The organism is Pseudomonas sp. 13159349 (assembly GCF_013305685.1).
Lineage (GTDB): Bacteria > Pseudomonadota > Gammaproteobacteria > Pseudomonadales > Pseudomonadaceae > Aquipseudomonas > Aquipseudomonas asiatica.
Genome location: NZ_CP045553.1, coordinates 4,006,398 through 4,018,489 on the forward strand (window position 1 = coordinate 4,006,398; position 12,092 = coordinate 4,018,489).

Annotated in this window: 9 protein-coding genes; 6 read left to right on the forward strand and 3 right to left on the reverse strand. The window is 63.0% G+C overall.

Translation table 11 applies throughout. From position 1 onward, the window contains the following. Positions 1-183: 183 nt before the first annotated feature. The 5 genes from GEV38_RS18550 (at position 184) to fabB (ending at position 7,104) form a co-directional block, all read left to right on the forward strand. Positions 184-2,331 (forward strand): TonB-dependent siderophore receptor, encoded by a 2,148-nt coding sequence (locus GEV38_RS18550; RefSeq protein ID WP_015271085.1) that lies wholly within the window; start codon positions 184-186, stop codon positions 2,329-2,331. Then, positions 2,331-3,221, forward strand: coding sequence for an ABC transporter substrate-binding protein (locus GEV38_RS18555; RefSeq protein WP_015271086.1), 891 nt, complete (start codon positions 2,331-2,333; stop codon positions 3,219-3,221). Before GEV38_RS18550 ends, GEV38_RS18555 begins: the two co-directional genes overlap by 1 nt. After that, entirely contained in the window at positions 3,218-5,149 is a 1,932-nt protein-coding gene (locus GEV38_RS18560; RefSeq protein WP_015271087.1) for an ATP-binding protein, read from the forward strand. Before GEV38_RS18555 ends, GEV38_RS18560 begins: the two co-directional genes overlap by 4 nt. A gap of 207 nt (positions 5,150-5,356) precedes the next feature. Further along, positions 5,357-5,872, forward strand: a complete 516-nt coding sequence (gene fabA, locus GEV38_RS18565; protein ID WP_003251509.1) for a 3-hydroxyacyl-[acyl-carrier-protein] dehydratase FabA — start codon at positions 5,357-5,359, stop codon at positions 5,870-5,872. Between the two features lie 11 nt (positions 5,873-5,883). Further along, on the forward strand, positions 5,884-7,104 hold the full coding sequence (gene fabB, locus GEV38_RS18570; protein ID WP_013973429.1) for a beta-ketoacyl-ACP synthase I: 1,221 nt from the start codon (positions 5,884-5,886) through the stop codon (positions 7,102-7,104). Positions 7,105-7,198: 94 nt separating this feature from the next. On the opposite strand, the gene GEV38_RS18575 is transcribed toward fabB, so the two are convergent. Further along, on the reverse strand, positions 7,199-8,203 hold the full coding sequence (locus GEV38_RS18575; RefSeq protein ID WP_015271088.1) for an amidohydrolase family protein: 1,005 nt from the start codon (positions 8,201-8,203) through the stop codon (positions 7,199-7,201). Between the two features lie 117 nt (positions 8,204-8,320). On the opposite strand from GEV38_RS18575, the gene GEV38_RS18580 reads away from it, so the two are divergent. After that, positions 8,321-9,184: a pirin family protein gene (locus tag GEV38_RS18580; RefSeq protein ID WP_015271089.1), complete on the forward strand. Its 864-nt coding sequence runs from the start codon at positions 8,321-8,323 to the stop codon at positions 9,182-9,184. Positions 9,185-9,313: 129 nt separating this feature from the next. Here the strand turns inward: GEV38_RS18580 and GEV38_RS18585 are convergent, their stop codons facing one another. Next, positions 9,314-10,039 (reverse strand): dienelactone hydrolase family protein, encoded by a 726-nt coding sequence (locus GEV38_RS18585; RefSeq protein ID WP_015271090.1) that lies wholly within the window; start codon positions 10,037-10,039, stop codon positions 9,314-9,316. Positions 10,040-10,118: 79 nt separating this feature from the next. After that, entirely contained in the window at positions 10,119-12,023 is a 1,905-nt protein-coding gene (gene htpG, locus GEV38_RS18590) for a molecular chaperone HtpG (protein WP_023661535.1), read from the reverse strand. Positions 12,024-12,092: the final 69 nt, after the last annotated feature.

Consider the following 12,092-nt stretch of genomic DNA (forward strand, 5'->3'; position numbering starts at 1 on the left):
TCCAATCCGTTAAAGCCAAAAGTTAAGTGGCGACCCAGCCATTATACGGCTCGCCTGCTACAGAACCAGTGTCAGTACCGGCCCTTTCGCAGCGCAAGGCTGCTCCTACAGGTACCGTGCATGTCCTTAGATCGGGCTTCACTGGCAAGCAGATCACTGGCAAAACCCCCACGGTCAGTTACCATGCCTGTTTCAATCCTGATACAAGGCCGCTTTGTGTTCCCTGGCACGCCCTCGTACCCGCGCCTGCTCATACTGACTGCCCTGCTCGGCGGCCCGGCCGTGGCCGATGACCTGTTCATCGACAACACGGACCTGCCGCAGGTTCTGACCGCCACGCGCCTGAAACAATCCCCCGCCGCAGTACCGGGCAGCATGACCGTGCTCGACAGCGAGCTGATCCGGGCCAGCGGTGCCCGTGACATCCCCGAGCTGCTGCGCCTGGTGCCGGGCATGATGGTGGGCTACAACGCCGGCAACCAACCCACGGTCAACTACCACGGCAGCAACGTCAACGATGCCCGACGCATGCAGGTGCTGATCGATGGCCGTTCGGTGTACCGCGCCGGCCTGGCCACGGTGGACTGGAGCGACATCCCCCTGGCCATGGAGGATATCGAGCGCATCGAGGTGTTCCGCGGCCCCAACACGGTCAGCTATGGCGCCAACGCGCTGATGGCGGTGGTCAACATCCTTACCCGCAACCCTGCCGACAGCCATGGCACGCGGCTGAAGATGACCCGCGGCCAGGACGGCATCAACGATTTCTACGCCAGCCACGGCTTCGGTTGGGAGAGTGGCGACATGCGCCTGTCGCTGTCAGGCCAGCAGGACGATGGCTTCGACGAGAACCAGTTCGGCCAGGACTACCGCGACAGCCGCCGGCTGACCCGCTTCAATATCAACGCCAGCCACAGCCTGGCACACGACCAGACCCTGGAATGGCAACTTGCTGCGAAGGAAGGCAGCAACCAGCGGCCTTATACCTACCAGCCGGTGTTCGCCAAATACGAAGCCGGTAACAACGCTGACGTCAGTGCCAAGGACTACGCCGGCTCATTGCGCTGGACCAAGGACTTCAGTTCTGAGCACAGCCTGTATATCCAAGGCTCTGCCCAACATTTCGACCGTCAGCAGGTGTGGCGTGCCTGTGACGCTTTGCAGTCGTTCAGCCCGGAATTGACCCAGCTCTGGCAAATGAACCCCGATTTCGCCGAAAAAGTGGCACGCGGCATTGCTACCGGCGCGCCACTTTCGACCAACGATCCCGTCATGAGAGGGCTTCTGGAGAAGGTCCAGCAGCAATGGGCGAACGGTGGCAACCAGCAGGTCTGCGGCGACGTCGACCAGAGCACCCGCGAAACCCGCTACGACCTGGAAATCCAGGACACCCTGAGCCTGACCGACAGCCTGCGCCTGCTCAGCGGCATGAACTACCGCTATGATCGTGCCGACTCGCAGACCTACTTCAATGGCAGCATCGACGACCAGACCTGGCGCCTGTTCGGCCAGCTGGAGTGGCGCGCCGACGAACACTGGATCCTGCAGGGTGGTGCCATGTTCGAGGACTCGCGCCTGTCCGGCAGCTCGCTGACCCCACGCGTGGCGGTCAACTACCTGATCACCCCGCGCCATGGCCTGCGTGCAGTGTATTCCGAGGCAGTGCGCTCGCCAGACATGTTCGAGAACAACGTCAACTGGAGCTACACGGTCAAGAACCTGACCCCCAACGCTTTTGGCCTGCAAAACGGCGAATACTTCGTCAAGACCCGCGGCCCGGGCGACCTCGACCAGGAACGCATGCGCTCGCGCGAACTCGGCTACAACGGCTACTTCAGCGACATCGACCTGAACATGGATGTGAAGCTGTTCTATGACGAGATCACCGGCATGATCAGCGAGCCCCTGAAGAACAACCAGTACATCGCCAGCAATGCCAACAAGGCCCGTTTCAGCGGCAGCGAGGCGCAACTGGACTGGCGCCCGACCCTGCGCGACCGCCTGCGGGTGACCTACGCCTACGTGGATGCCTGGGCCAGCAACCCCGCCGACCGCCGCCTCAGCGCGCGCAACAGCGGCTCGGCCGGATGGATGCGCGAGTGGGGTGCCGGTTGGTCGAGCGCGCTGTTCTATTACGGTGACGATGCACTCAACCAGTATCGCTACGAGCGCCTGGACCTGCGCCTGGCCAAACGTTTCCGGGTGCATGGCAGCAACCTGGAGCTGGCGGCGCTGTGGCAACAGCGCCTGGACGATGAGCCGACCACGGCAATTCAGAACCGCTACGACAGCCGCCACCGCCTGAGCATCAGCGCGGAGCTGGAGTTCTGATGGCCCTGCTGCTGCGCCTGTTGCTGTTGTGCCTGTGGCCGATGGGGCCACTGTTCGCCAGCGAAATCCTGTTGGTAGGCGCGGAAGACCAGCCTGGCATTCGCAGTTTCGTCGCCGCGCTGGAAAGCCGCCGGCCGCACGACCATGTACATTTCCAGACCACCGCCGACCTGCCACCCCCGGGCAAGCTCAAGGCTGACCAGCGCCTGATCCTGCTGGACAACGCCGCACTGGAATGGCGCCTCGGGGAAACTGCCGGCCCGCCGGCACTGGCCATGAGGGTCAGCCGGGTGCAGGCTGAACAGCGCCTGGGAAAGTCGCGGCCCGCGTTCCTCACGCTGCTGTGGAGCGATCCGCCGCTGGGCCGGCAGTTGCGCCTGGCGCGCTACCTGCTGCCGCAGGCCCAGCGCATTGGTGTGCTGTACGGTGAGCACAGCAGCTTTCTGCTCGAAGAGCTGCGCCACGCCGCCCGCCCGCTGGGCCTGGAGATCATTGCCCAGGACTGGCCCGACCCGCGCGACAGCCGCCCTTTGCAACACTTGTTGGCCAACAGTGACGTGCTGCTGGGCCTGGACGATGCCGACCTGTACAACTCCAAGACTGCGAAAAACCTGCTGTTGAGCAGCTATGGCCGGCAGATGGCGCTGATCGGCCCGAACGCCGGGTTCGTCCGCGCCGGCGCCCTGGCCAGCACCTTCAGCGACCAGGACGATTGGCTGGCGGTGCTCGACCAGTTGCTCGACCAGCCACCGGCGCGCTGGCCACGCAGCCTGTACCCGGTACGCTTCGGCGTCAGCGGCAACCAGCAGGTGGCGCGCGCCCTGGGCCTTGAACCGATCGATCCGAACGCCGCCGCCAAGGCCCTGGCCGAAGGAGAACCCACCCCATGAGCAAGCGCCTGAGCTGGGACATTCACACCCGCACCCAGATCATCAGCCTCGGCCCTGCCCTGCTGCTGACCTTGCTGCTGATCAGCTTCTTCACCTTCGTGCGTATCCAGGACCTGCGCCAGGAACTGAACCACACCGGGCAACTGATCGCCAACCAGTTGGCGCCAGCCTCGGAATACGGGGTGATCTCGGGCAACAACGAAGTGCTCGAGGGCCTGATGCGCGCCACGCTCAGCATCCCCCACGTGCGCTTCCTCGAGGTGCAGGACAGCCGCAACCACATACTGGTTTATGTGGAGCAGTCCGACGAAAGCGCCAACCGCGCGCAGCGCGTCGAAGTGTTCCAGGCGCCCATCCGCCTGCAGCAGATCCGCCTGGACAGCGACTTCCTGCAACAGGGCAAGGCCACCAGCCCGGCCATTGGCGACGATTACCTGGGCAGGGTCATCGTCGGCATGTCCGATGACGCCTTCAGCCAGCGCCAGCAGGAAATCGTGATCAAGGCCGGTATCCTCGCGCTGTTCGCCCTGCTGTTCACTTTCCTGCTGGCGCGCCGCCTGGCCCTTAGCCTCGCCAAGCCGATCAGCGACATGGGGCACGCGGTCAAGGCCATCCAGCAGGGCGAGTACCACACCCTGTTGCCGGTGGTCGATGACAGCGAACTGGGCCATCTGGCACGCCACATCAATAACCTGGCCCATGGCCTGGCGCAGGCCAGCAATGAACAGAAGCAGGCGATTGCCGAGCTTATCCAGGCCCGCGAGGAGGCCGAACAGGCCAACCGCACCAAATCGGATTTCCTGGCGATGATGAGCCACGAACTGCGCACGCCGATGAATGGCGTACTGGGCATGCTGCAGTTGCTGGAAACCACGCAGCTGAACAGCGAGCAGGCCGAGTACACCGCGGTGGCCAGCGAATCCACCGGGCACCTGCTCAAGGTCATCAATGACATCCTCGACTTCTCGCGCATCGAACGCGCCGCGCTGCAACTGGAACACATCGACTTCAACCTGGGCGAACTGATCACCAGCAGCGTCCAGTCGTTCCAGCACAGCGCCCAACAGCGCGGCCTTGCCCTGCACCTGCAAATGCCGGCGGGTATCGAGCAGCTGCAGGTGAACGGCGACCCCACGCGCATCCGCCAGATCCTGCTGAACCTGGTCGGCAACGCGCTGAAATTCACCGAACGCGGCCAGGTTCAGGTCGAGGCGCGCTGGCAGGTGCTGGACCGCCAACTGATCTGGCTGACCTGCAGTGTGCGCGACACCGGTATCGGCATCGACAACGAACGCCTGGAAATGATGTTCGTCGCCTTCCAGCAGGCCGACAGCTCGATTTCCCGCCGCTATGGCGGCACCGGGCTGGGACTGTCGATCGCCCGCACCCTGGCCGAACGCATGGGCGGCAAGCTGCGTGGCGAAAGCCGTGAGGGCCTGGGCTCGACCTTTACCCTGGAGATGCCTCTGGCCCTGGCCAGCCCTGCCCCGCTCTCGCTGACGCAACCAAGCGCTGCGCCACCGGCGGTGGCCGACAATGATCAGGTGCTGCTGGTAGAGGACAATCCGGTCAACCAAAGTGTCATCGAGGCCATGCTGCGTAGCCTGGGGCTGGCGGTATGCACGGCCGAGGACGGCCTGGAGGCGGTCGAACGGGTCAGCCAGCAGCGTTTTGCCGCCGTGCTGATGGACTGCCGCCTGCCGCACCTGGACGGCTATGAAGCCACCCGGCGTATCCGCCAGCTGCCCAACGGCGCCAGGCTACCGATCATCGCCCTGACCGCCAACGCCTTGCAGGGCGACCGCGAGCGTTGCATGGCGGCCGGCATGGACGACTACCTGAGCAAACCCTTGCGCCGCACTGAACTGCAGCGCGTGCTGCAGCGCTGGCTACCCGGTCAGACAACCGCGACTGGCGATAAATGCTAAAGTGCGGCAGTCTTAAACACTGGACAGGACCTTCATCGGACCTGAAAATAGACGTTTCAGTGCACACCTGTACTTCTTTCACCGGGTGCACTGTGACTTTCACCACAACGCAATAGTCTACCTGTAGGCTGCCGCCCCGAACGCGATGCGTATCGGGCCGGCCGGGAAGATTCATCCCCTGCCGCAGGGGGTTATTGAGGAGCTCGCATGACCAAACAACACGCCTTTACTCGGGAAGACCTGCTGCGCTGCAGTCGCGGTGAGCTGTTCGGCCCAGGTAATGCGCAACTGCCCGCGCCGAACATGCTGATGGTCGATCGCATCACCCATATCAGCGAAGAAGGCGGCAAGTACGGCAAAGGTGAATTGGTCGCCGAGCTGGATATCAATCCGGACCTGTGGTTCTTCGCCTGCCACTTCGAAGGCGACCCGGTAATGCCGGGCTGCCTGGGGCTTGATGCCATGTGGCAGCTGGTAGGTTTCTTCCTCGGCTGGCAGGGCCTGCCAGGCCGCGGGCGCGCCCTGGGTTCGGGCGAGGTGAAGTTCTTCGGCCAGGTACTGCCGGAAGCCAAGAAAGTCACTTACAACATTCACATCAAGCGCGTCCTGAAGGGCAAGCTGAACATGGCCATCGCCGATGGCTCGGTCAGCGTCGACGGCCGCGAGATCTACACTGCCGAAGGCCTGCGGGTCGGCGTGTTCACCTCCACTGACAATTTCTAAGGGTTATTCGCATGCGCCGCGTCGTTATCACTGGTCTGGGCATCGTATCGTGCCTGGGCAATGACAAAGCTACCGTCACCGAAAACCTGCGCAACAGCCGTCCGGGTATCCGTTACAACCCGGAATACAAGGAAATGGGGCTGCGTAGCCAGGTTTCCGGGTCCATCGACCTCAACCTCGAAGAACTGATCGACCGCAAGGTCTACCGCTTCGTCGGCCACGCTGCTGCCTACGCCTACCTGGCGATGCAGGATGCGATCAAGGACGCCGGCCTGACCGAAGAGCAGGTTTCCAACCCGCGTACCGGCCTGGTGGCGGGCTCCGGCGGCGCCTCGACCCTGAACCAGATGGAAGCGCTGGACACCCTGCGTGAGAAAGGCGTCAAGCGCGTCGGCCCGTACCGCGTTACCCGCACCATGGGCAGCACCGTTTCGGCGTGCCTGGCCACCCCGTTCAAGATCAAGGGCATCAACTACTCGATCTCCTCGGCCTGCGCCACTTCGGCACACTGCATCGGCACCGCCCTGGAGCAGATCCAGTGGGGCAAGCAGGACATCGTCTTCGCCGGTGGCGGTGAAGAAGAGCACTGGAGCCAGTCGTTCCTGTTCGATGCCATGGGCGCCCTGTCGACCAAGCGCAACGAAACCCCGGAACAGGCCTCGCGCGCCTACGACGCCGACCGTGATGGCTTCGTCATCGCTGGCGGTGGCGGCATGGTGGTGGTCGAGGAGCTGGAACACGCCCTGGCCCGTGGCGCCAAGATCTACGCGGAAATCGTCGGCTACGGCGCCACTTCCGACGGCTACGACATGGTTGCCCCGAGCGGCGAAGGTGCTATCCGCTGCATGCAGCAGGCGCTGTCGACCGTCGACACTCCGATCGATTACCTGAACACCCACGGCACCTCGACCCCGGTCGGTGACGTTGCCGAGATCAAGGGCGTTCGCGCCGTGTTCGGCGACAAGGCGCCGAAGATCAGCTCGACCAAGAGCCTGTCGGGCCACTCGCTGGGCGCTGCCGGCGTACACGAGGCGATCTACTGCCTGCTGATGATGGAAAACAACTTCATCGCCGGCTCCGCCAACATCGACGAGCTGGACCCGGAAGTCGCCGACCTGCCGATCCTGCGCAAGACCGAAGAAAACGCCAAGATCGACACGGTCATGAGCAACAGCTTCGGCTTCGGCGGCACCAACGCCACCCTGGTGCTCAAGCGCTGGGAAGGCAAGTAAGACGCTGCTGCGGTAAACGAAAACGCCCCGACTGATTCGGGGCGTTTTCATTTGTATTGCCTGTACCGGCCCTATCGCCGGCACAGGAAAACCCTTATTTCCGCCTGGGCAGTACAGCCAGAAAATTCTCCCTGGCCACCTTGTTGGCAACTTGTTCCGGCAATGCGTCCAGAAACGGCCTGAACCCATGCATCTGCTCCCCAAGGCTGCCAAACCGCCCCACCACATCCGAACCCAGCATGAACCGTTCCGGGAACCTCTCGACCAGTGCCAGCCACGCCTTGCGCGGCACACCCCGGTCATCCAGCAGATAGGGTTTCAGCACGCTCCACGACAAATCGACATACAGGTTCGGGTAATCCTCCAGCAACCGCGTCAGCACCGGCAGCAGAAAGTCCATCTGCGTCTGGTGCCGGTGAATCTCCATGCTGCTGCCTGCATGCGCCCAGATGAACCGCGTGTGCGGGTGATTGCGCAGCGGCTGTTCGATCTCCGCCAGGTACAGCGGGTTGCGCTCGCGCTTGGAGGTGATGTTGGAATGCAGCAGCACCGGCAGGTCGCGCTCGGCCGCCAGGTGGTAGATACGCGCCATGGCTTCGTTGTTGGCGCGCGGCGTGTCACCGCTGGTCAGAGCAGTCAGGTCATCGTGGCGGGTGAACACCTCGCCAATGCCCTGCCACAGCCCCGGATGCAGATCGAGCATGCGCTCGATATGGCTGGCGGCGTTCTTGTCCACCGGATTGAAGCCGGCCAGGAACGGATGAAAGCGCTTGCGCTGCTCGTCGGGCAGTTGCTGTAGCGCCGCCGCCACGTAGGTATCGGTGGCGCTGTACCAGTAGGCTTCGGCGTCATCCCCAGCGTAATAGCGTGGGCGCTTGGGCTCGTCTTCATGCCACTTCTTGGCCACCGGGACGCCGGAAATCATCGACTGCTCGATACCGGCGGCATCCATGGCCTTGATCAGCGCAGGCATGCCTTCGCTTTCCTGGAAGAAGTCGACGTAGTGCAGGTGGGCATCACTGTAGCGGTAGTCGCGTGCCTGCGCCGCTTGGCACAGCCAGGTGGATAACAGCACGCAGGCCAACGCTCTCACGATCATGATGAAGCTTCCTTTTCCGGGTATCAGATCTCTAGACCGGCCGGCCTACGAGACGGTTCAGCCGGGGCGGGCAAACCGCTATGCTTGGGGCATTTCCACCTTGCCTGGAGCCTTCCCATGAGCAGCCCCCTGGTCATCCGCCCACGTGCCGAATCGGTCGAGGGCCAGCCGATCCTGCGCCCGCTGCCATCGGCCCAGTGTCGCAGCGTCGGCCCGTTCGTGTTTTTCGACCACATGCTCGAAACCGACTATGCCCCGGGGCATGGTATGGACATCCGCCAGCACCCGCATATCGGCCTGTCGACCCTTACCTACCTGTTCGAAGGGGCAATCCTGCACAAGGACAGCCTCGGCTCGGTGCAGCGGGTGCTGCCGGGCGACGTCAGCTGGATGACCGCAGGCAGCGGTGTGGCCCATGTCGAGCGTACTCCTGAAGATGCCCTGGCCCATGGCTCACGCCTGCACGGGCTGCAGGTATGGCTGGCATCGCCACGCGAGCAGGAACAAGGCCCGGCAAGCTACAGCCATCACCCGGCGGCGAGCCTGCCGGTCAGCGACAGCCTGGGAGTACGCATCTGCATGATCGCCGGCAGCGGGTTCTGCCTGGAATCGCCGGTGCCGGTGCTCTCCCCTACCCTGTACGCGCATGTACAGATGCAACCGGCAACCACGCTATTGGTGCCGAACGAGCATGCGCAGCGGGCGCTGTACCTGCTCGATGGTGAGCTGGTGATGAACGATGAGGATGTGGAACCCTGCAGCCTGGTGGTCCTGCCCGAGGGTAAAGAGGTGACGCTGTATGCGGAGGGTGAGTGCCAGCTGGTGCTGATTGGTGGCGCACCACTGGATGGGCCGCGGCGGATGAACTGGAACTTTGTCGCCAGTGATGTGGAGCTGATCGAACAGGCCCGGGCCAAGTGGGCTGCTGGGGAATGGCCGGTGGTGCCGGGGGAAACCTCCAGAATCGAGTTGCCGCGGTAATTGGGGCCGCTTTGCGACCCTTCGCGGGCTTGCCCGCTCCCACTGGGACGGCGTTGCACTTACGGGCAGTTCCGTACCTGTGGGAGCGGGCAAGCCCGCGAAGGGTCGCAAAGCGGCCCCAATGCGCCATCAGCGCTGGAACACTTCGGTCAGCAGGTTATGCATCGAGCGGAACGCCCGCTCCGAGGTACGCCGATCATACTGCATCTTGCCCGGCACATTGGCACTCGGGTCGGTAAACGAGTGCACCGCGCCGCCATAGCTCAGCAATTGCCAGTCAACCTTGGCCGCGTTCATCTCCTCCTCGAACGCCGGCAACTGCTCCTTCGGCACCAGTGGATCGGAAGCGCCGTGCAGCACCAGCACCGAGCCCTTGATGCGCTTGGCATCTTCCGGGTTCGGGGTATCCAGGGTGCCATGGAACGACACCGCCGCACGCAAATCGGCGCCAGTACGGGCCAGCTCCAGTGCACAGCAGCCACCAAAGCAGAAACCAAACGTGCCGACCTTGCCCGGTTCCAGCAGCGCCTTCGACTGCCCCAACAGTTGCGCCAGGGCTTCCTGCATGCGCTTGCGCAGCTCGCCTCGGTCATTCTTCAACGGCATCATCGCCGCGCCGGCCTCGTCGGCATTGGACGGACGCACCGATTGCCCGTACAGGTCGGCAATCAGCACTACATAGCCCTTCTCGGCCACTTCCTTGGCGATGCGCTCGGCACCTTCGCCTATACCCATCCAGTTCGGCGCCATCACCAGACCTGGCCGCCCCAGCGCGCCCGGCTCGTATACCAGGCGGCTTTCATACGCCTTGCCGGACAGGTGATAGACCAGCGATTCGACGATTACTTTGCTCATCAAGCACTCCTTTGGCACTCGTCATCAATATGCTCGCCATGAAAAAAGCCCGCCGAAGCGGGCTTTCCTATGCATCAACTCAAGCAGACAGTTCGACCAGCAGCTTGTTCAGGCGACGAACGTAAGCCGCCGGGTCCTTCAAGCTGTCACCGGCCGCGAGGGCTGCCTGATCGAACAGGATGTGCGACAGCTCGGCGAAGCGGTCTTCGCTCTGCTCGTTGTCCAGCTTCTCGATCAGCGGGTGGGTCGGGTTGAACTCGAAGATCGGCTTGGACTCCGGCACCTTCTGCCCGCTGGCTTCGAGGATCTGGCGCATCTGCAGGCCCAGGTCCTGCTCACCGATGGCCAGGATCGCCGGCGAGTCGGTCAGGCGGTGCGATACGCGCACTTCGGCCACGCTGTCACCCAGCGCGCCCTTCAGGCGCTCGACCAGGCCTTCCTTGTCCTTGGCGACTTCTTCCTGGGCCTTCTTGTCTTCTTCCGAGTCCAGCTTGCCCAGGTCCAGGTCGCCACGGGCGACGTCGACAAAGGCCTTGCCGTCGAACTCGTTCAGGTAGCTCATCAGCCACTCGTCGATACGGTCGGTCAGCAGCAGCACTTCGATGCCTTTCTTGCGGAAGACTTCCAGGTGCGGGCTGTTCTTGACCTGCGCGTACGACTCGCCGGTGAGGTAGTAGATCTTGTCCTGGCCTTCCTTGACGCGAGCCAGGTAGTCGGCCAGGGCGACGCTCTGCTCGCCGCTGTCGTCCTGGGTGGAAGCGAAGCGCAGCAGGCCGGCGATCTTTTCCTTGTTGGCGAAGTCTTCGGCCGGGCCTTCCTTCAGCACCTGACCGAAGTTCTTCCAGAAGCCCTTGTACTGCTCGGGCTCGTTCTTCGCCAGCTTCTCCAGCATGTCCAGCACGCGCTTGGTCAGCGCGGTCTTCATCGAGTCGATGATCGGGTCTTTCTGCAGGATTTCACGCGACACGTTCAGCGACAGGTCGTTGGAGTCGACCACACCCTTGATGAAGCGCAGGTACAGCGGCAGGAACGATTCGGCCTGGTCCATGATGAACACGCGCTGCACGTACAGCTTCAGGCCGCGTGGCGCTTCGCGCTGGTACAGGTCGAACGGCGCGCGGGCGGGCACGTACAGCAGCGAGTTGTATTCGAGCTTGCCTTCTACCTTGTTGTGGCTCCAGGCCAGCGGGTTTTCGAAGTCATGGCCGATGTGCTTGTAGAACTCCTGATATTCCTCGTCCTTGATTTCGGTACGCGGACGGGTCCACAGGGCGCTGGCACGGTTGACGGTTTCCCACTCTTCGGCCGGCTGCTCTTCGCCTTCGGCGGTAGCTTGCTCTTTCAGCAGCTGGATCGGCATGGCGATGTGGTCGGAGTACTTCTTGACCACATTGCGCAGGCGCCAGCCATCGGCGAACTCCTGCTCGCCCTTCTTCAGGTGCAGGACGATGCGGGTGCCGCGCTGTGGCTTGTCGATGGTGGCGACTTCAAACTCACCTTCGCCCTTCGACGACCAGTGCACGCCTTCAGCGGCCGGCTGGCCGGCACGGCGGCTGTACACGTCGACCTTGTCGGCAACGATGAACGCGGAGTAGAAGCCCACACCGAACTGACCGATCAGGTGCGAGTCCTTCTTCTGGTCACCGGTGAGGTTCTTCATGAAGTCGGCAGTGCCGGACTTGGCGATGGTACCCAGGTGGGCGATGACGTCTTCGCGGCTCATGCCGATGCCGTTGTCCTCGAGGGTCACGGTACCGGCGTCCTTGTCGAAGCTCAGGCGAATCTTCAGGTCGGCGTCGCCTTCGAACAGCTCTGGCTTGGCCAGGGCCTCGAAACGCAGCTTGTCGGCGGCGTCGGAGGCGTTGGAGATCAATTCACGCAGGAAGATCTCCTTGTTCGAATACAGGGAATGGATCATGAGGTGCAGCAGCTGCTTTACCTCGGTCTGGAAGCCCAGCGTTTCTTTTTGAGTCTCCACACTCATGGTCTTCAAAACTCCGATCTGATGGCAGTTGACGCCTGGCGGCCAGGTTGGCCAGCGTTTAGCGGCGGA

Excerpts from the sequence above, each read along its gene's own strand:
- GEV38_RS18550 (WP_015271085.1), top strand. The coding sequence starts at position 184 with ATGCCTGTTTCAATCCTGATACAAGGCCGCTTTGTGTTCCCTGGCACG.
- GEV38_RS18555 (WP_015271086.1), top strand. The coding sequence starts at position 2,331 with ATGGCCCTGCTGCTGCGCCTGTTGCTGTTGTGCCTGTGGCCGATGGGG.
- GEV38_RS18560 (WP_015271087.1), top strand. The coding sequence starts at position 3,218 with ATGAGCAAGCGCCTGAGCTGGGACATTCACACCCGCACCCAGATCATC.
- fabA (WP_003251509.1), top strand. The coding sequence starts at position 5,357 with ATGACCAAACAACACGCCTTTACTCGGGAAGACCTGCTGCGCTGCAGT.
- fabB (WP_013973429.1), top strand. The coding sequence starts at position 5,884 with ATGCGCCGCGTCGTTATCACTGGTCTGGGCATCGTATCGTGCCTGGGC.
- GEV38_RS18575 (WP_015271088.1), bottom strand. The coding sequence starts at position 8,203 with ATGATCGTGAGAGCGTTGGCCTGCGTGCTGTTATCCACCTGGCTGTGC.
- GEV38_RS18580 (WP_015271089.1), top strand. The coding sequence starts at position 8,321 with ATGAGCAGCCCCCTGGTCATCCGCCCACGTGCCGAATCGGTCGAGGGC.
- GEV38_RS18585 (WP_015271090.1), bottom strand. The coding sequence starts at position 10,039 with ATGAGCAAAGTAATCGTCGAATCGCTGGTCTATCACCTGTCCGGCAAG.
- htpG (WP_023661535.1), bottom strand. The coding sequence starts at position 12,023 with ATGAGTGTGGAGACTCAAAAAGAAACGCTGGGCTTCCAGACCGAGGTA.